Below are 19,095 nucleotides of genomic sequence, written 5' to 3' on the forward strand. Positions count from 1 at the left end.
CGAATAGTAACGCAACACTCGATTTATGTTATGGCAATATTGAATAATATAGGCAACGGTTGATTGTATGGGAAATGCTATTTTAAGAACTGATCTGGTAGAAGCGCTTCTGCGCAGCGCGTCGGATTTTATATATTTCAAGGACCTGGACGGCAAATACGTTGCGGTCAGTGACAGTGTCGCAATTCATTCGGGCAGCATGATCAAAGACATGATAGGCAAATCGGACCTGGACTTCTTCCCAGGGGAACAGGCTGAGGCGATGCTTCTTGAAGACAAAAAGATAATCGAAACAGGTGAGGCGGTCAAAGACAAAATAGAGAAAATGGTCTGTCTGAACGGATCAGAGATCTGGATCTCGGTTACCAAGTTCCCGTGGAAAGACAGCGCCGGAGAAATTGTAGGTTTAATTTGCGTGTGCAGGGAGGTCACTGAAAGGATCGAAAGAGAAAAACATATTCTCGATATGCTGAGTATCGCGACTCATGACATAAGGGGGCCTTTAAGTTCGATCGGCAGTATGATAAAACTCCTCATGCGCGGGGCGTTCGGCTTTATCGATGAAAGCGTCAAGGTCACTCTTTCTGATATTTCCGGGAGAATTATCTGCCTGGAAAAGTTATTGGGTGAGTACCTCTGTAAATCTTCCATGATGAACGTTAAAATGCCTGAGAAGGAATATCTCGACCTGCGGCAGGACATCATCGACCCCACCCTCGATGAATTCGCGACTGAAATTGAAGAAAGCAGGATCAGGATAGACAACCGGTTGGGCGCCATCCCGGGCAACAAGGTCATCATAAAGGCAAACGCGCGATGGATCAAGATCGTGTACAGAAATCTTATCCGTAATGCGATAAAGTATGCGGCCTCAGGGCAGATCGCCTTCGGCTTTGAAGACAAAGGAGACCATTACAGGCTGAACGTCTATAACAGCGGACCGCCTGTCCCGGAAGAACGAAGGACCAACATTTTTGAAAAGTTTGAGAGCACTGACAGTTCAGGCCTTGGCCTTGCGATTTGCCGGAACCTCATTAAAAAGCACGGCGGCGACATGTGGTATGAAAACACCTGGGACAACCATCCTAATTTTATCTTCACTGTTCCAAAATAAAGCCCGCTTTTAATAAATCCCGATTCCATGATAAACCCCTTTCACCCATCACGCATTACGATTTCATTGACTTAGCTTTGGTTACATGATATTTTTTATGGACTGTGTAAATTGCCGGAGACAAAGTACGGAACAGGAGATACCATCATGAGGAAAGGAAAAAATAAAAGTTCCATAGGGCAGGTAAAATCCCTGATGAAAAGCAGGGAGCTTACCGAAGGGCTGTCAAAGATGATCGAGAAGCAGAGGGGAGATCTGGGGTTTCTCCTGAGCGCCTTGAAAATGCGTCCCCGCACTTTTAATCCTTATGTCCTCAAAGGGATGTCCATCTACAGCGAGCCGTCTGCCCTGGACAGGAAAACGGTTGAACTGGTTGCAGTCGGCGCTGCCGCCGCTCTCAGATGCGAGCATTGCCTTACCGCGCACATAAACAGGGCCCTTGACGAGGGCGCAACCAATGATGAAGTTTTGGATGCGGTCCTTATTTCCGGCGCAATTTCCGAATCATCAACTCTTTCCGTGGCCCTCAGGAAGTTCAAACAGCAGGCGGGGAAGACAACTAAAATAACGGGCCGGGGAAAGAGGGTTAAATAGCTATTCCGTCCTGGTAATGGTCTTTTGAGGGGTGGATCTTTTTGATCATTGAGGTATCGAAAATTTCTTCATCTGAGAGCTCGCGGCTTATATATCCAAGCCTCTTCAATACCTTCACAAATGCCATTGTGGAAGAAATATATCCTTTGGTAATGGAAGCGCAATACTTTGGCGAGATATTCAAGGTGTCCAGAACAAAATCCGCGTCTACGATCCCGGTATAATCTGAAATTATCTTTGCAGCCTCCCGCGGCCTGTTTCTAAAAAATGCCGTTGCTTCTTCGTGCAGCTTAAGAAAGCGTTCAATGGTTTCGCGGTGTCCATTCAGAAAATTGTCCTCAACAAGGATGCCGTAGCTTGGATTGTCAGGCCAGAGTTTAGACGGGGGACAAAGTATCTTCCCTCCTGCAAAGCGGCCAAGCGCGACGGCAAGAGCTGGCGTGCCGACTGCCGCTGCTACCTGCCCCTTGTGCATCGCATCTATGATCAGGTCAGACCACCGGAAGTTTACAATGTCAATTTCACTTTTTAAATTAAATCTCTCAAGACATTCAGTGATAATGACATCATGAATGGAACCTTTTCCCGGCACCCCTATCTTGTGGCCGCGAAACTGTGTTAACACTTCGGCGAGATCATCAGTTTCCGGGGACCCCTTGCATTCAGCCCCTCCGATGATGACCGTGCCTTCAACATGCCCGCCTGCAATGCATTTGAACTTCACTCCTTTATCCATGCCGATAATTGCCGGAGGAAGTCCGATATAAGCCAGATCGATCTCTCCTCTTTGAAATGCATCAACTATCGCAGGTCCGGTGCCAAACAGCCTCCATTGGACATCGGCACTGATCTCCCGATCAATGTTGCCTTGGGCTATTAAAAGTATCGAGGTGTGATAAAAGGTGGAGAGATGGGCTATCCTTAGCGGCATTTATTTTTTCCTGTCTGTGCGATTAGACATTAAAAATAGCGATCAGCAATTAGCTGTCAGCTATAAGCTTTACATAAAATCATTCCTAAATAAAAAGCTTATCGCTTAATGCTAAGAGCCAACAGTTTTTTTGGAGCGGGCGACGGGATTCGAACCCGCGACCTCCAGCTTGGGAAGCTGACACTCTACCACTGAGTTACACCCGCATTTGTTGGGAATATTGTATATTGCATGGATTGCTTAATGCAAGAAGGCGAATTGTATTCATCCTTTAACTCTATGCCCTCAGCCCCCTGCTTTTAAGCGCTGTAACTTGTGTATAATTAGGCATGTTCCCTGTAAGCCCGGAAAAAGAAAAGTCTCTCAAGGCCAAACTCGACAACCTTGGCATTCATGAAAAGGACATCGAGGAATCGTTCATCCGCTCAGGCGGGCACGGCGGGCAGAATGTCAACAAGGTCGCAACCTGTGTTTATCTAAAACACATCCCAACCGGTGTTGAGGTCAAATGCCAGAAGGCGCGCACTCAGGGAATGAACCGATATTATGCCCGTGTGCTGCTTTTTGAAAAAGTAGAACGCCTGATAAAAGGCAAGGAGAGCGAGGAAGAACAACGGATCGAAAAGATCAGGCGGCAGAAACGCAAACGCTCAAAGCGCGCAAAGGAAAAGATGCTTGAAGGGAAACACCTGCAATCCATAAAAAAAGAAAAACGTTCTTATCACCCTTCCCGTGAAGAGTAAAATTAAGGCCTGAATTCACTTCGATGTTTCTTCGTAGAACTCCCTTTTCGGCTGGCCACTCATCAGCCCGAATCTTTTGTAAAGTGATTGCGCGAAAAGAAAGTCCAGGTGTGCGATTGAATCAGGGCGATTGCCAAAGACCTTTTCCCAGACATCCCACCGTTCCATGCAAAGATATACAAGATTGTCTTGTGAAATTTTCCCCCTCAGCGCGCTGTAAATGTGCTTGTACATCTTTACCCGCAGCGGTTTTACATACCGCATCTTTGCGTCATCACCCAGTACCATCTCCGCGCAGGTCAGGCGGTTGTCCGGGTAGTTGTTTTCCATCTTCTTTTTCATCTCAGGGTTGAAGCGGAGGCTGCCGATGGATATCCACGCGACCCTCTCAGGCGATACCGAATCAAAGACCCGGTCCACAAGCCCCGAATATCCTTCTTCCCATCCCTTGTGAAAGATCATCGGGTCGAAATGCAGGCCGATCAAATAGCCTGCCTTTGAAACCTTGCGCATGGCGTGAAGCCGGTCTTCAAGAGACGCGGTCCTGTGCTCTTCTGTGTTGATGACGTGATCAGTATTCAGGGACCACGAGACAACCGTCCTTTCATTGTGAGAGATATTTAGTATCGAATCAACGTTGTCTGACTTCGTCTTTAGTTCAAGAACGGCATTTCCCATTGTGGAAAATTCGCGGATAAGTCTTGCGGCCTGTCCCGTCTCTCCTTCCAGCGCAAGACTGTCGCCAAGCTCCCAAGTGCCGATGCGGAACAGCCTCTGCGGCTCATTTGCGGTTTTGCTTTTAACCTCTTCCATCAACGCGTCAATATCGTCCACGATCTTTGTCGCGCCGTCGTTCATATAGTTTTGAAGGAAGCAGTATGAACATTCAAACGGGCAGTTGTGGACGGACTTCAATACATGCACATAACAGCAGAGGTATTTTCTGTTGAACGTAGCGCACGTGCCCATTGCCTCGCCGTGTTTCGGAATGGGCTTAACTTCCTTTTTCCCGTCTTTATAGTTCAAGGTATTCATGGTTGTTTAAGAACCCCCTCTCCCTTACCCTCTCCCGCAAGGGGCGAGGGAACTAACTTATCTCCCCTCCCTTGACGGGAGGGGATTAAGGGGAGGGTGTTAATATTCTCAAAGCTCATCCAGTATTTCCTCCACCGCCTTCTTCGTTTCAGTCGAGTTCAAAGTACTTAGCAGCGCTGCCAGCTTTTTGAAATCCTGCACATGGACAACGATGTCCACATTTTTATTCTCCAGCGTCCTGTCCCAGTTAATAGATACAGCCTGCGGAAGCTTAAGGCCCTCAACCGTCTTCTGCATCCTCGCGTTTGTCTCGGAAAGGGTGGGGAACCGTTTTGTATAAATAAGCTGACGCAGCCTTTCAGTCCTGTCGCGGGGGCTTAGTGAAGACCTGATTATCTCCTGGACATCAGGCCCATCGAGAAAATCATTGATGGTCTTGTTTTGCATCCTGAGGTGATCTTTTAAATTTGAGGCGATCTCATCAAGTGTAGAGGCGGTCAATTGCAGTATCGGCTTCCACGCCATCAACTGTAAGAGTATGTCCATAGGATAGGAAGTTAAATTGAGTATCTGTTTCAGGGAGTATTTTTTTTCGTGGCAGAAGGATTTTAATTCTGCAGGCAAATCGTTCATGCGCTCGCAGTCCCGCAGGAATTCACTGTACGGTTTAAAACTGAATTGAATGCAGAGGAAATTCAGTATCCACGATTCAGGCGCTTTGAGATAAAGTGCGAAACAGATAAAGCGGACTTTGTTCATAATGCTTTGCTCAATCTCAAGCCTCTTATCACAGAGGATTAAGGTAATGATGTCTGTAACCGGCGTAGCCTCCGGCAGGACGATTGCGCTGACTGTTTGGATCTGGTTCTGCCTTGCGAAATGAATCCGCTTCCTTCCGTCAATCAGATGAAGTTTTCCGTCTTTATCTCTGTAAAGAATAACCGGATGAAGTATGCCAAGATTTTTCAAAGAATCTTCAAGAGAGGTTTCAATGCTGTTTGATTCAACGAGGAGATCTTTCAGCGAAAAACGGCTTTGCTCAACGAGGACGTCTTTGACATTTATATTTTGGACTGACATGAAATATTTTACACCATCTCTTTCCGATATTTACTCATGGAAGCGAGCATCTCCCTGCACTTCTCCGCCTCTTGAGTTTTCTTCCTCTTCTCATATCCCTTGGTAAGTATATTCAGCTTCCTTGTAAGGACGTCGATGATCTTTTCTCTGAATTCGGGATGCGGCTCGTTCTCTAATAGTTTCATTAATGATCTGGCCCTGAACATATCCATTGCGGGATACTTCCGCGAAAGCTGGTCCTCGTGACCGCCGTATTTAATGACGGACAAACCGGGCTCAAGCCCGACCGGGTGATGCCTTGATATCTTTAACCACAAGTCATAATCCTCACACACTAAAAGGCCCTCATCAAATAATCCGTAACGTTCAAGCAGGGATCTCTTTACAAGAACTCCTGATGGCGAGACAAGACATCTCTCAAGGGATTGCTCCCATATCCAGCCTTCCGGCTTTTTGTGATGCATGCAGGGATTAACACGCACGCCGTTTCTTATCCACATTTCCTCCGATTGCAGGATTTGATAAAAAGGACATCTCGTGAGATATGCGATCTGGTTTTTCAGTTTGTCTTTTTCCCAGCAGTCATCGGAATCCAGAAAAGCAATCCACTCTGTCTTTGCGTATTTGACACCTTCATTTCTTGCCCTTGACGGCCCTGAGTTTTCGGACAGGAAAACGCAGGTCAGCTTATCGCCGTAGCTTTTCAGTATCTCCTGCGTGCCGTCGGTGGAACAGTCGTCAACAACGATGATCTCTTCAGGTTGCAGTGATTGAGACAGTATGGAATCAATTGCACGCCTGATTGTATGCGGCCGGTTGTGGACAGGAATAATAACGGTCACTCTGTGATCGTCCCTGATAAAGCTGAAAAGCTTTTTTACCTCTCCGGCGAAAAGTTCAACGTTCCTGTTGAAATCGGAGAAGGTGTTATGGTCTGAATGGTCAGTGCTGAATTTCAGGCAGTGGAAGCTGATCTTAGCATCATGAAATACCTTTGCCTGCGCATAACATTCCATATCGATCGCCTCGTGTCCTTTCAATGATTCGGGCAGATCATTTATTGAAGGCTTCATGACGCTGATCAGCGAGCGGACATTTATCATCTTTTCAGGATGCGGAACAGGAAGCCTCGTGTCTAACTTCAGCATGTCGCCTTCTTCATTTGCGACATGCTCAGGAATTAGCCATTTGCCAAGCGGGTATTTTTTATTTATTACACCGCATGTGCCGATGTTAAAGACGAACAGTGGATTCAGGTTATCACGCACATAGCGCGCGGCCTCTTCGCTTGCCTTATAACCTGCGCCGGTTATTACAACCATAATTCCCGATGAACTGCGCTGATCAAGCGCCCCTGCCTTAAGGGCTGTAAGAGTGTGTACGGGAATGCCGCGAGATGCAAGCCAGTCTTTCGGGACCTCTTTTTTCAGGGCAGCGGTGATGATGAGTTTGAAAGATTGGGATGTCAGTTTTGTCATTGTCCCTTTAAGTGGTCCTGCCATTGATCATTCCTGTAGATCTGGTTGGGACGGAAAAACTTTTTATAGCGCATCTTCGGATTTTCTTCTATATAAAATCCAAGATAGAGATATTTCTTCCCCATTTCCCGCGCGAGGTAAATTTCCTGGATAATGCTGAACACGCCGGGCCTCCTGTCAAGATGATCAGTGTCATAGTAAAAGTAATTGGACGAAAGCGAATCCTCTGCCTCATCAACGATCCCTACAGCTATAAGCTTTTCCCCGCAGTAATAATCCATTTCGATTATGTGATCGTAACCTGAATGCATTGCAAGAAGAAAAGGCAGGGGACTGCGTGTTTCTTCTTTCTTGTCATCCTTATGCTTCACGGCTATGTATTTATCGTAAAGCGCGACCTTCTCCGGGGTGATGGACGGTCTTGGTTGGACTTCCACACGGATGTCTTTATTTTTACCGAGGGTCCTTTTCTGGCTTCTGCTCAATTGAAATTTTTCAGCTTCAATATGCAGGGGGATGCAGGCTGAACATGCCTTGCAGACATTGCGGTAAAATACGCTCCCGATACGCCTGTACCCTTTTGACAGAAGCTCGTGAAAGTTATGGCTGCGCTTCTTTGCGGGGATGAAATATTCTGTTGAAGATATTCTTCCGTCATCGAAGTACGGGCAGGGGGAATCCTCTGTGAATAAAATCTCGGTGTCTGTCCTTTGCTTTAACTGGTTCTCCGTCACATGTTTATTTTACAGCAATCCGGCGTCTTGAAGTCTTGTCCTGCAATCAATATAATATAACCGGCTCTTGGGAAGAAATTTCAAATCTTGTCTTTAAAAACTTTTCACCCCCATTCGGGGGAACACATATCTTTTGAGGGGAGAATATTGTTATGAGGGGACATCGTATCACTTTAGTTGCGGCAGTATGTTTTTTTCTTCATCTTTCAACATCAACAATCCACGCAGGTATCGAAGAGAAAATCTGGAAGGATGTAAGCAGCGGTATCAGCGATCCGGGACTGCAAAGAGCGGCGATTGGTCGTGACAATGCGGACACCGTTTACGTCAGCTCTGCCCATGCTGTTTATAAAACTTCAAATGGCGGGGAAAAATGGGTGGAGATTTTCAGAAGCACCGTAAACATTGTAAATGCCGTTGCCGTAGATCCAGGTAATTCAATGACTGTATTTATTGGAACTCAGGAAGGGCTGTATAAAAGCAAAAACGGCGGGAAGAGTTGGGAAAGGGTATTCAGGGGGGTCGCGGAGCTTGAGAATTTTGTTCTTTCAATCGCTGTTCATCCTGAACTTTCCGGTGTTGTATATATCGGCACAGACTCCGGGATCTACCGGACGGGTAATTTTGGAAATGAGTGGACAAAGCTGCGGAGCCTGCCTGAAGAATCCGCGGCGGCTTCTATTATTATTGACCCCTCCGGGCCGGGAAAAATTTACGCTGCAACAGACAAAGGGCTTTTTAAAAGTATCAACAACGGTATCGATTGGCAGAGAATCCTTGTGAAGATCTCATCTGAAAATGAGGAGGTGCAGTCAATTGTTGATGAGGCGATAGAGGCCGATGAACTTAAAGGCGAGACAAAGATAAGAAGCATTGCCGTTGATACATCCGACAATAAAATAATTTACGCCGGCACAACAGCAGGCCTTTTAATCACCACAGATGAAGGCGCAACATGGAATGCGGCAGGCAGGTCGGGGTTGACCAGCCGTGATATACGCTATCTCGCAGTCAGTTCAAAAGACCCTGACAGCATTTATGCGGCAACTGGCAGGGGAGTATTCGCGTATTCAAAAACATCCAAAAGCTGGAACGAGCTTTATAGCGGTATGATTTCTCAAGACGCGCGTTATCTCGCGGTCGCTTCAAATCCCCAGGACCATAATATAACTCTGTGGGCGGTGACAAAAAATGGAGTGTATAAAACATCAGCGAAACAGGATGCCGGCCCCGCGGGCGATGGGGTGAAGACCGAAAATGTCCTTTCTAAATTTGCGTATGAACCCTCAATAGAGGAGATCAGGGAGGCTGCCATAATGTATGCCGAGGTGCAACCAGATAAAATAAATGAATGGAGAAAGGCGGCGGCGGCCAGGGCTTTGCTGCCGCAATTAAGGTTTGAATACCAGAAGAATATCGATTGGCAGAAGGAAGACCATTTCTACGATAGCGACCATAAAATAGATGATTTTACCAGCACTGATGACAAGGCATGGTCTGTCTCTGTCACATGGGAGCTTGGTGACCTTGTATGGAATGATTCCCAGACCTCAATCGATGCAAGGTCAAGGCTTATGGTCCAGTTAAGGGATGACGTCCTGAATGAGGTCACGAGGCTTTATTTTGAGAGAAGGAAATTGCAGATAGCCATGCTCCTTTCGCCTACCGCAGAGATCAATGAAAAGATCGAAAAAGAACTCCGCCTGCAAGAACTGACAGCGGACATTGACGCCATGACAGGCTCATATCTTTCAAAAAGACTCAATAAACAGTAATAAAAAGGGCAAAAGTGCCATAGAGCAAAAGTTCAAAAGTAAAGCTTTTCACGCTTCTGCGCTTTTGTACTTTTGCTCTTTTTTTCATGGCTCTGTTATTACTCCCACTCGATAGTGCTCGGTGGTTTTGAGCTGATGTCAAACACAACGCGGTTGATGCCTTTTACTTCGTTAATGATCCTGTTGGAGATTATGCCTAAAACCTCGTAGGGGAGTTTTGCCCAGTCGGCGGTCATCCCGTCCACGCTCTTAACCGCCCTGACGGCGACAACATTTTCATAAGTCCTCTCGTCGCCCATGACCCCGACGGTCTTGATGGGAAGAAGGACGGCAAATGCCTGCCATATCTCGTGATAAAGCCCGGCCTTCTTTATCTCCTCAAGGACAATGTCGTCGGCCTTGCGTAATATCTCGGCCCTCTGGGGAGTAACTTCATCTATGATCCTTATTGCAAGCCCGGGCCCGGGAAACGGATGGCGGCTGATAATTTCATCAGGCATCCCAAGCTCCCTGCCAAGAACTCTCACCTCGTCCTTGAAAAGCTCTCTGAGCGGCTCAATGAGCTTAAGCTTCATGTCCTTCAACAGCCCGCCGACATTATGATGGCTTTTTATTGTGGCTGACGGCCCCTTGAATGAGGTGCTTTCTATAACATCGGGATAAAGCGTGCCCTGCGCAAGGTATTTCGCGTCTTTGATCTTCAAGGCCACTTCCTCAAACACATGTATAAATTCATTGCCGATGATCTTTCTTTTCTTCTCAGGGTCGGTGACGCCCTTTAATTTTTTCATGAATCTCGTTGAGGCGTCAACGCAGATGATATTCATGTGGAAATGTTTCTTCAACATGCCTTCGACCTTCTCCGCCTCTTTATATCTCAGGACGCCGTTGTCTACGAATATGCAGGTAAGCTGCTTGCCGATGGCCCTGTTGATCAGGACCGCCGTCACAGCGGAATCAACGCCGCCGCTTATCGCGCAGACTACTTTGTCCCTGCCGACCTTTTCCCTGATCGCCAGAGTTGTCGTTTCGATAAACGAGTGCATCGTCCATTTCGGCCTGCACTTGCAGACGGTGAATATGAAATTGCGGAGGACCTTTGTGCCGTTGTCCGTGTGCGCTACCTCGGGATGAAATTGCAGTGCGTAGAATTTTCTGGCCTTGTCCGCCATGGCCGCGATAGGGGAATTGCCCGTGTGGGCGATGGGAACAAAACCCTTAGGCGGTTTCACGATCTTATCACCATGACTCATCCAGACGACAGTGACGGGTGATGGGTGACGGGTAACGGTCTTTTTTACTTCTGTCTTCTGTCTTCTGCCTTCTGTCTTCTGCTTTATTATTCCTTTAAGTAAATCCGCATCGTCGTCAATCGCCAGCTCAGCGCGCCCGTATTCTCTCTTTGCCGACTTTGCGACCTTTCCGCCAAGACAGTGGGCCATAAGCTGCATACCGTAGCAAATCCCAAGGACCGGGACCCCGAGTTCAAAGATTTTCTTGTCCGATATGGGAGCGTTTTTATCGTAGACGCTTGAAGGTCCGCCCGAAAGGATTATCCCTTTCGGGGCAAACTCCCTGATCCTCTCGATGGTGACGTTGTACGGCAGTATCTCGGAATATACCTTCTGCTCCCTCACCCTTCGCGCGATGAGCTGGGTATATTGCGAGCCGAAATCAAGTATAAGTATTTTTTCTTTGAAGTCCATGGATCCGTGAAAGAACCGCTTATTTCATTAATAAGCCTGCTGTATACCGTTAAAGAGTCTACAGCAGGCCGTGAATTTTCATGGCGTCCCCAAAGGGATTCGAACCCTTGTTACCGCCGTGAAAGGGCGATGTCCTAGGCCGGGCTAGACGATGGGGACACTGGTGAGCCGCGTTGGATTCGAACCAACGACCCACGCCTTAAAAGGGCGTTGCTCTACCTACTGAGCTAGCGGCCCTTTTTAAAAGGGCTTAATCCGTTACCCGGTAATAACGGACAATTAGTATAGCAAAAAGTTTAATTAAAAAAAAACAGGCTTAGTTTTAGCGCTAAGCAGTCAGTAAATGTATTTTATAATTTGATTTACTCGTTACACGCTACCAGTCAGTCATGCGTTACTTTTTAAACGGGTCCTTCACGATCACGACTTCATCCCGTCTCTGTCCTGTGGAGACAATGTCAATTTTTACATTTAGCGCTTCGCTGATGAAATCAATGTATGCCCTTGCCTGTTTCGGGAGGTCTTTCAGTTTTTTCACACCCTCAGTGTTGGTCTTCCATCCCTTGAATTCCCTATACACGGGCTCACATAACTCCAGGACCCGCGCGTCCTGCGGCATGTCGGCGATTTTGCATGCAACGCCTTTTTTGCTGCACTCGCACCGCTTGTACGGGTCTTCGTATGTGTAGGACGTGCAGACCTTTATTGTATCGAGATCATCAAGCACATCAAGCTTGGTCAGGGCGATGCTCGTGAATCCGTTTATCCTTATTGCGTGCCGCAGGCTGACGAAATCCAGCCAGCCGCACCTTCTCGGCCTTCCTGTGGTTGCGCCGTATTCGCCGCCTTTCAGCCGGATGTCCTCTCCGAGCTTATCTTTCAATTCCGTTGGAAAGGGGCCTCCTCCAACGCGGGTTGTATACGCCTTCATAACTCCGACGATGCCGTCTATCCTTTTGGGGCTTACGCCGAGTCCGGTGCAAACACCTCCGACAGACGCGTTTGATGAGGTGACATAAGGATAGGTCCCGTGGTCAATATCAAGCAGGGTCCCCTGCGCCCCTTCAAACAACACATCCTTGCCGTTTTCTATAAATTTGTTTACGAGAACAACTGTATCTGTAATAAACGGGGAAAGGTATTCCGCGTACTTCATATATTCTGAATAAATTTTCTCCAGGCGCAGCTTGCCGCTGTGATATTTCTTTTCAAGCAGGAAATTCACGTCTGCCAGGTTTGCCTTTAATTTTTCCCTGAAACCGTTAGTGTCCAGCAGGTCGAGCATCCTGAAGCCAACCCGCGACATCTTGTCTACATACGCCGGGCCGATGCCCCTGCCTGTCGTGCCTATCTTTTTTGAGCCTTTTGATTCTTCATTCTTTCCGTCAAGCAGCATGTGATAGGGCATGATGACGTGCGCGCCGCCGCTGATAAAAAGATTATTGCCGACGTAGATCTTCCGTTTTTTCAGCCCTTCGATTTCCTCAATGAGCGATTTTGGATCAATGACAACCCCGTTGCCGATGATGCAGGTCTTGCCTTTATGCAGCACGCCGGATGGAATTACGTGCAGGACATACTTCTCATTCTTTATCATCACGGTGTGACCCGCGTTATGTCCGCCCTGGTAGCGCGCAACAACATGGGCGCTTTCCGTGAGAAGGTCTACTATCTTGCCTTTCCCTTCGTCGCCCCACTGGGCGCCAACAACCACAATATTTGACATTATTTTTCCCCCAAATTAATTAGACAGGCAGATGAATCTGCTTTACTGAAAGGATATTCGGAAGTTTCTTGATCTCGGAAAGGACCTCTTTTGAAACGGGCGCGTCAACACTGACGACCGATATGGACTTGCCGCCCTGTTTTTCCCTTCCGAACTGCATCCGTGCAATATTTATATTATGCTTGGCTAACACAGTCCCTATGCCGCCGATCACGCCGGGCTTGTCGTTGTTCGACAGCACCAGCATTTCCCCTTCGGGCACAACCTCAACCGGGAAATTGTTGATCGCTATGATGCGCGGTTCCTTTTTTCCGTAAAGGACACCCGCGACCATGCTTTCTTTCGCTCCTGATTTTATCTTGATGATTATCATGTTGTGATAGTCCCCGGCCTCGCCGGTGGTGATCTCTTTTAACGTTATCCCTCTTTCCTTAGCGATCAAAGGGGCGTTGATAAAATTTACCGTCTCTTCAAGGATTGGGGTCAAAACACCTTTTAACGCTGCAACGGTTACCGGCTCCAATGAAAGCCCCGCGACCTCGCCGCGGTATTCTATGGTAATGCTTTCAATGCCTCCGTCAAAAATCTGCGAGAGGAAGCTTCCCATCTTTTCCGCGAGATCTATATAAGGCTGCATAAGGGGCCGCATGTCTGCCGAGACAGACGGGAAATTGACCGCGTTTCTGATCGTTCCATAAAGCAGATAATCAACGATCTGATGGGAAACCGCTATGGCAACATTCTCCTGCGCGTCTTCAGTTGATGCCCCGAGATGAGGGGTGCAGATGAAATTATCAAGCTCAAGAAGCGGGGATTCGCCCGGCGGCTCTTTTTCAAATACATCAAGGGCGGCGGCGGCAACATGACCTGATTTCAACGCGTCATGCAGCGCCTTTTCGTCAACAATGCCTCCGCGCGATGCGTTAATGATCCTCACGCCTTTTTTCATTATGCCGATGCTTTTGGCGTTTATCATATTTCTTGTTTCATTTGTCATCGGGACGTGAATGGTGATGAAATCGGATGTCTTTATCAACTCGTCCAGATCCACTACAGTCACTCCGAGGGTCTTTGCCTTTTCCTCGCTTAAAAACGGGTCATACGTTATGACCTTCATGCCCATTCCAAGCGCTATCTTTGCGACATGAGCGCCTATATTTCCGAGTCCGATGATCCCGAGGGTCTTATTGCAAAGCTCAACGCCCATGAACTTCTTCTTTTCCCATTTGCCCTGTTTCATAGAGGCGGTGGCCTGAGGTATCTGCCGCGCCATGGAAAAGAGCAACGCCATTGTGTGCTCAGCGGTTGTGACCGTGTTTCCTCCAGGGGTGTTCATCACGACAATGCCCTGTTTTGTGGCGGCAGTCTTGTCAACATTATCGAGCCCTGATCCTGCGCGCCCGATAACTTTTAATTTTTTTGCGTGCTCCACAATATCTGTGGTCACCTTTGTAGCGCTGCGGACCACGAGGGCATCATAATTGCCGATTTCTTTTTTCAGCTCCTCGGGCGGCATACCTGTTTTTACATCGACAGTCAGCCCCGCCTTTTTCAGTATGTCCACACCCTTAGGGGAGATGTTGTCGCTGACAAGTACTTTTAATTCTTTCTGCTCAATGCTTTTCTTCATATTTTTCTCTCTTTGTCAGGAAGGGCGCGTTGAACGTGCCCCTGCAATTACCCGTTCTTCTTTTGAAATTCCTGCATAAATGTTATCAAGGCGTCAACGCCCTCTTCCGGCATGGCGTTGTAAATGCTGGCCCTCATGCCGCCGACGCTGCGATGGCCTTTAAGCGCTACTAATCCGGCGGCCTTTGCCCCTTCAATAAATTTATTGTCGAGTTCAGCATTCTTCAGGGTAAACGGTATGTTCATCCATGAGCGGTATTGCGGATCGACCGGATTTTTATAAAACCCGGACTTATCAATAGCGGCATAAAGCTTATCAGCCTTGCGCTTATTTATCTCCGCCATCTCCGTCAGGCCGCCCTTTCTCTTTATCCATTCAAACACCAGCCCTGCGATATACCATGCGTAAGTAGGCGGCGTGTTGTACATGGAATCATTTTCCGCGTGTGTCTTGTAAGTGAACATAACAGGCGTTCCGGGAAGCGGATCGCCGATCAGGTCTTCTCTGATGACCACGATCGTCAAACCGGCGGGACCTATATTCTTCTGAGCTCCAGCATAGATGAGGCCGAATTTAGACACATCGATCGGACGTGAGAGGACCGTTGAAGACATGTCGGCAACAATCGGGACCTTGCCCGCGTCCGGGATGGAATCGAACTCCACTCCGCCGATGGTTTCATTTGGCGTGTAATGAACATATGCGGCATCCGGATTGAGTTTCCAATCAGATCTCGGCGGCACGGTTGTGAAATTTTTGGCCTCGCTCGTTGCAACGACATTCACTGTGCAGTAACGCTTGGCCTCTGAGATCGCCTTCTTTGACCATTGCCCTGTATTGATATAATCAGCGGTCTTTTTATCACGCAATAAATTCATGGGTATCATCGCAAACTGGGTTGACGCACCGCCTTGAAGGAAAAGGACTTTGTAATTATTGGGAATTCCCATTATTTCCCTCAGGTCTGTTTCAGCCTTTTTGGCGATGGAGATATATTCCTTGCCCCTGTGGCTCATCTCCATTACGGACATGCCGCTTCCGCGCCAGTCAAGCATCTCGGAGGCGGCCTGCTCCAAAACTTCCTGCGGCAGCATTGCCGGCCCTGCGCTGAAATTAAATACGCGTGACATCATGCGGCCCCTTTTTCCGACACTGTACAAATCCTGTTGAACGATGCCGGATAATTGTTAGTAACTTCGACGTCATTGTTTATTGACACCATTTTTTTTGAAACCATCTGTGATAAATATATTTTCATCTTATCTTCTTTAGTTTAGATTTTATGAGCTGTATACAATAAGGGAACATTGACGATTCCGGCATGTGATTTAACTAATCTTATCGACTTTGAAGGGTATCATTTCGACCGTGTTTTGTCAAGTTGGTTACCTCTGGAAACCTCAACAAATTATCAACACCTGTTTTCCCTTTTCTTTTATGTCCGGTTGCCTCCTAATCAACAATGCCAACAACCTTTCTACTCTTTTTTATTTTAAATATATAAAGATAAAAAGAATAAGACAGAGAGAAAACTATATTTAGAAAAATTAAAATATCAAAAAAACTCCTTGCTCAATGAAGAAAGAATTATATATACTCTTTCAGACAAAGCTGCGAGCAGACAAAAGACCCAGGAACTACTGTAACTTTTTGTAAGCCCGTTTTATTTTCTAAAGCAGAATAAAACAAGGTAAGGTATAGATTTAAAATAGCTGCCATAACTTTCTAACCCTTAACAACGAAAGCTAAAATCAGTATTGAGAGCAGTCTCGCTTGTCAGTGCTGTGTATTTTATCCATTAAGCTTCTCATTGAATTCATTTTACAGCCGTGTGCTGCGTGTAAGTCTAATAAAGAAATAAAGATATTTCCTTGACAGCGACTCTGCTAAGTGATATTTACGATAGTAAGAGTGGTTGGGCAGCTCAGCCTTTTTTTATGGATAAAAAAGCGGCATAATGGACAAGCCTGTTCAAAAAAAACCGCCAGATGACGGTGGCCCGTGTGAAGATGTTCGCAGCGGATTAGGTCTTAATACGCTATGGCGTGCCTATGTGGAAAATCTCATTTGTGTGCAGGGAAGAGGCATCCCCGATATTGCCACAATGAACGACCGTTACATGGCGTTTGCCTACACTGTGCGGGACCGCATGATGAACAGGGCCGCCCACGCGCTTCATACGTACAAGGAAAAAAATTTTAAGGTCGTCTGTTATCTCTCAGTGGAATTTCTCATGGGCCCGCATCTCGGCAATAATCTTATCAACCTCGGCATATACAGCGAGGTGCGCGACGCCCTTAAGGCAGCCGGGTTCGACATCGATCAGCTCCTTGAGCAGGAAGAAGAGCCCGGCCTCGGCAACGGAGGACTCGGACGTCTTGCGGCGTGTTACCTTGATTCGATGGCAACACTTGAAATCCCGTGCTTTGGATACGGAATAAGGTATGAATTCGGTATCTTCGACCAGGAGCTGCGGGACGGGTGGCAGGTTGAAAAGACGGACAAGTGGCTCAGGTTCGGCAATCCCTGGGAGATCGCGCGCCCGGAAGTTGTTATAGATGTTAAGTTAGGAGGCCGCACCGAGAGTTATTTGGACGAACAGGGACGCTATTGCGTGCGTTGGGCGCCACACCGCATTGTAAGAGGCACTGCCTATGACACACCGGTGATAGGCTACAGGGTCGGGGCCTGCAATACTCTTCGTCTGTGGAAGGCCGAGGCAACCGAGTCTTTTGATCTTCAGGCTTTTAGCCACGGCGATTATTATCGCGCTGTTGAGGACAAGGTTGTGTCAGAGAATGTTACCAAGGTCCTTTATCCGAATGACGAGCAGCTTCAGGGCAAGCACCTCCGGCTTGAACAACAGTACTTCTTCGTCTCCTGTTCTATGCAGGACATTATTCGAATTCATCTCGGAAGGGGTAAAAGCCTCGACACGCTCCATGAAACCTACGCAGTCCAGCTCAACGATACCCATCCGTCCATAGCTGTTGCCGAGCTTATGCGCCTGCTCATAGACGAGCGCCTGATGGATTGGGAAAAGGCATGGCACATTACCGTGAATACCTTTGCATATACAAACCACACCCTTCTGCCAGAGGCGCTGGAAAAGTGGTCCCTGCAATTATTCGGGGAACTTCTGCCGAGGCATCTTGAGATCATCTTCGAGATCAACTGGAGATTTCTTGAGGATGTGAAAAGGCGGTATCCGGGTGACGAAGACCGTGTGAGGCGGATGTCGATTATCGACGAAACAGGCGGCCGCTTTATAAGGATGGCGAACCTTGCATGTGTCGGCAGTCATGCCATAAACGGTGTGGCAGCTCTGCACACCGGGCTTTTGAAAAGCACAGTCCTGCGCGACTTTTACGAATTCAGCCCGGAGAAATTCAGCAACAAGACCAACGGCGTCACACCGCGCCGCTGGATGGTCCTGAGCAACCCCGGACTGACTGAACTTATCACCGGTAAGATCGGCCCCGGATGGATCAAGGATTTAAATGAACTCAGGAGGATCGAGGAATTTGCGGATGACAAAGAGTTCCGCGATGAGTGGCGCAGCGTGAAATTTGAAAACAAAAAAAGACTTGCGGCACGGATAAAAGAGGTGACAGGTATAATTGTAAATCCAGATTCGCTCTTCGACATGCAGGTCAAGCGCATCCATGAATACAAGCGCCAGCATCTCAATGTCCTTTACATCATCTCACTCTATATTCAAATCAAGCTTAACCCGAATGTTGACATCGTACCCCGGACATTCATCTTTGGAGGCAAGGCCGCCCCAGGCTATTTTATGGCGAAGCTGATGATCAAGCTCATCACCTCTGTCGCTGAGGTGATCAATAACGATCCTGATGTGCGCGGACGGCTGAAGGTGGTGTTCTTTCCCGACTTCAATGTAAAGAACGGGCAGAGGATATACCCTGCCGCCGACCTGTCGGAGCAGATCTCGACAGCCGGGACAGAGGCGTCAGGGACCGGGAACATGAAGTTCGCAATGAACGGCGCGCTGACCATCGGCACGCTTGACGGCGCTAACGTAGAGATACGGGAAGAGGTCGGCGCTGAGAATTTCTTTCTCTTCGGGCTCACGGCAAAACAGGTACAGGAGGCAAAATCGCAGGGGTACAATCCCTCTGCGTTCTATTATTCAAACCAGCAGTTGAGAGAAGTAATGGAGCTCATACGGGGCGGGCGCTTTTCTCCTGACAATACCGACCTGTTCAGGCCGCTCCTGGACACCCTCATGTATCACGACGAATACATGCTCTTTGCGGATTTTCAATCCTACATCGACTGTCATGCAAGAGTGGAAGCGGCATACCGTGACCGTGAAAACTGGACGCGGATGTCCATTCTGAATACGGCGCGCATGGGAAAGTTTTCCTCCGACCGCGCGATAAAAGAATACTGCCGTGACATCTGGAAGGCGGAGCCTGTGGTTGTTGACATGTCAGGAAATGTGGAGTGGACGATACAGGAAAGGGCCGCAAGCATGTCAAAGCGAGGAGTAGCAAGTAGACAGTAGCAAGTAGTTAGTAGAAGG

The 19,095-nt window shown here is 47.8% G+C and carries 14 protein-coding genes and 3 tRNA genes; 5 read left to right on the forward strand and 12 right to left on the reverse strand.

Annotated elements, in window-relative coordinates:
* The first annotated feature begins 67 nt into the window (after positions 1-67).
* Both HZB61_11055 and HZB61_11060 read left to right on the forward strand, forming a co-directional pair.
* A complete protein-coding gene (locus HZB61_11055) occupies positions 68-1,114 on the forward strand; it encodes a PAS domain-containing sensor histidine kinase (GenBank protein MBI5057141.1) in 1,047 nt (348 codons plus the stop codon).
* 147 nt (positions 1,115-1,261) lie between these two features.
* Complete coding sequence (locus HZB61_11060) at positions 1,262-1,708, forward strand: carboxymuconolactone decarboxylase family protein (GenBank protein ID MBI5057142.1); 447 nt, start codon at positions 1,262-1,264, stop codon at positions 1,706-1,708.
* Here HZB61_11060 and HZB61_11065 read toward each other — a convergent pair.
* Together HZB61_11065 and HZB61_11070 are read right to left on the reverse strand one after the other, a co-directional pair.
* On the reverse strand, positions 1,701-2,639 hold the full coding sequence (locus tag HZB61_11065; protein MBI5057143.1) for an ABC transporter substrate-binding protein: 939 nt from the start codon (positions 2,637-2,639) through the stop codon (positions 1,701-1,703). The two genes, HZB61_11060 and HZB61_11065, sit on opposite strands and share 8 nt — an antisense overlap.
* A gap of 131 nt (positions 2,640-2,770) precedes the next feature.
* Positions 2,771-2,845 (reverse strand) — tRNA-Gly (locus tag HZB61_11070).
* Between the two features lie 123 nt (positions 2,846-2,968).
* Between HZB61_11070 and HZB61_11075 the strand changes: the two genes are divergently transcribed.
* Positions 2,969-3,382, forward strand: coding sequence for a peptide chain release factor-like protein (locus HZB61_11075; GenBank protein ID MBI5057144.1), 414 nt, complete (start codon positions 2,969-2,971; stop codon positions 3,380-3,382).
* 15 nt (positions 3,383-3,397) lie between these two features.
* Here HZB61_11075 and HZB61_11080 read toward each other — a convergent pair whose 3' ends face one another.
* From HZB61_11080 to HZB61_11095, 4 genes are all read right to left on the reverse strand, one after another.
* The gene (locus HZB61_11080) at positions 3,398-4,417 is read right to left on the reverse strand and encodes a hypothetical protein (protein ID MBI5057145.1); all 1,020 of its coding nucleotides are present in this window, start codon (positions 4,415-4,417) and stop codon (positions 3,398-3,400) included.
* Between the two features lie 108 nt (positions 4,418-4,525).
* On the reverse strand, positions 4,526-5,497 hold the full coding sequence (locus tag HZB61_11085; GenBank protein MBI5057146.1) for a ParB N-terminal domain-containing protein: 972 nt from the start codon (positions 5,495-5,497) through the stop codon (positions 4,526-4,528).
* A gap of 8 nt (positions 5,498-5,505) precedes the next feature.
* Entirely contained in the window at positions 5,506-6,999 is a 1,494-nt protein-coding gene (locus HZB61_11090) for a glycosyltransferase (protein ID MBI5057147.1), read from the reverse strand.
* Entirely contained in the window at positions 6,972-7,709 is a 738-nt protein-coding gene (locus HZB61_11095; GenBank protein ID MBI5057148.1) for an arginyltransferase, read from the reverse strand. The genes HZB61_11090 and HZB61_11095 overlap by 28 nt, the downstream gene beginning before the upstream one ends.
* Positions 7,710-7,861: 152 nt before the next feature.
* On the opposite strand from HZB61_11095, the gene HZB61_11100 reads away from it, so the two are divergent.
* Positions 7,862-9,484 (forward strand): hypothetical protein, encoded by a 1,623-nt coding sequence (locus tag HZB61_11100; protein MBI5057149.1) that lies wholly within the window; start codon positions 7,862-7,864, stop codon positions 9,482-9,484.
* Between the two features lie 98 nt (positions 9,485-9,582).
* Here the strand turns inward: HZB61_11100 and guaA are convergent, their stop codons facing one another.
* The 6 genes from guaA to serC all read right to left on the reverse strand — a co-directional run bounded on the left by guaA (position 9,583) and on the right by serC (position 15,676).
* The gene (guaA, locus tag HZB61_11105) at positions 9,583-11,190 is read right to left on the reverse strand and encodes a glutamine-hydrolyzing GMP synthase (GenBank protein ID MBI5057150.1); all 1,608 of its coding nucleotides are present in this window, start codon (positions 11,188-11,190) and stop codon (positions 9,583-9,585) included.
* Positions 11,191-11,271: 81 nt separating this feature from the next.
* Positions 11,272-11,349 (reverse strand) — tRNA-Glu (locus tag HZB61_11110).
* A 2-nt stretch (positions 11,350-11,351) separates the two neighbouring features.
* Positions 11,352-11,427, reverse strand: a tRNA-Lys gene (locus HZB61_11115).
* A gap of 157 nt (positions 11,428-11,584) precedes the next feature.
* Entirely contained in the window at positions 11,585-12,916 is a 1,332-nt protein-coding gene (locus HZB61_11120) for an adenylosuccinate synthase (GenBank protein ID MBI5057151.1), read from the reverse strand.
* A 19-nt stretch (positions 12,917-12,935) separates the two neighbouring features.
* Entirely contained in the window at positions 12,936-14,546 is a 1,611-nt protein-coding gene (locus tag HZB61_11125) for a phosphoglycerate dehydrogenase (GenBank protein ID MBI5057152.1), read from the reverse strand.
* Positions 14,547-14,593: 47 nt separating this feature from the next.
* On the reverse strand, positions 14,594-15,676 hold the full coding sequence (gene serC, locus HZB61_11130) for a 3-phosphoserine/phosphohydroxythreonine transaminase (protein ID MBI5057153.1): 1,083 nt from the start codon (positions 15,674-15,676) through the stop codon (positions 14,594-14,596).
* An 827-nt stretch (positions 15,677-16,503) separates the two neighbouring features.
* Here serC and HZB61_11135 point away from each other — a divergent pair.
* Positions 16,504-19,077, forward strand: a complete 2,574-nt coding sequence (locus HZB61_11135; protein ID MBI5057154.1) for a glycogen/starch/alpha-glucan phosphorylase — start codon at positions 16,504-16,506, stop codon at positions 19,075-19,077.
* Positions 19,078-19,095 lie beyond the last annotated feature (18 nt).

It is taken from the genome of Nitrospirota bacterium, assembly GCA_016214845.1.
GTDB lineage: Bacteria > Nitrospirota > Thermodesulfovibrionia > UBA6902 > UBA6902 > SURF-23.

Coding starts and splice junctions, on each gene's coding strand:
- HZB61_11055 (MBI5057141.1), top strand. CDS start 68: ATGGGAAATGCTATTTTAAGAACTGATCTGGTAGAAGCGCTTCTGCGC.
- HZB61_11060 (MBI5057142.1), top strand. CDS start 1,262: ATGAGGAAAGGAAAAAATAAAAGTTCCATAGGGCAGGTAAAATCCCTG.
- HZB61_11065 (MBI5057143.1), bottom strand. CDS start 2,639: ATGCCGCTAAGGATAGCCCATCTCTCCACCTTTTATCACACCTCGATA.
- HZB61_11075 (MBI5057144.1), top strand. CDS start 2,969: ATGTTCCCTGTAAGCCCGGAAAAAGAAAAGTCTCTCAAGGCCAAACTC.
- HZB61_11080 (MBI5057145.1), bottom strand. CDS start 4,417: ATGAATACCTTGAACTATAAAGACGGGAAAAAGGAAGTTAAGCCCATT.
- HZB61_11085 (MBI5057146.1), bottom strand. CDS start 5,497: ATGTCAGTCCAAAATATAAATGTCAAAGACGTCCTCGTTGAGCAAAGC.
- HZB61_11090 (MBI5057147.1), bottom strand. CDS start 6,999: ATGGCAGGACCACTTAAAGGGACAATGACAAAACTGACATCCCAATCT.
- HZB61_11100 (MBI5057149.1), top strand. CDS start 7,862: ATGAGGGGACATCGTATCACTTTAGTTGCGGCAGTATGTTTTTTTCTT.
- guaA (MBI5057150.1), bottom strand. CDS start 11,190: ATGGACTTCAAAGAAAAAATACTTATACTTGATTTCGGCTCGCAATAT.
- HZB61_11120 (MBI5057151.1), bottom strand. CDS start 12,916: ATGTCAAATATTGTGGTTGTTGGCGCCCAGTGGGGCGACGAAGGGAAA.
- HZB61_11125 (MBI5057152.1), bottom strand. CDS start 14,546: ATGAAGAAAAGCATTGAGCAGAAAGAATTAAAAGTACTTGTCAGCGAC.
- serC (MBI5057153.1), bottom strand. CDS start 15,676: ATGTCACGCGTATTTAATTTCAGCGCAGGGCCGGCAATGCTGCCGCAG.
- HZB61_11135 (MBI5057154.1), top strand. CDS start 16,504: ATGGACAAGCCTGTTCAAAAAAAACCGCCAGATGACGGTGGCCCGTGT.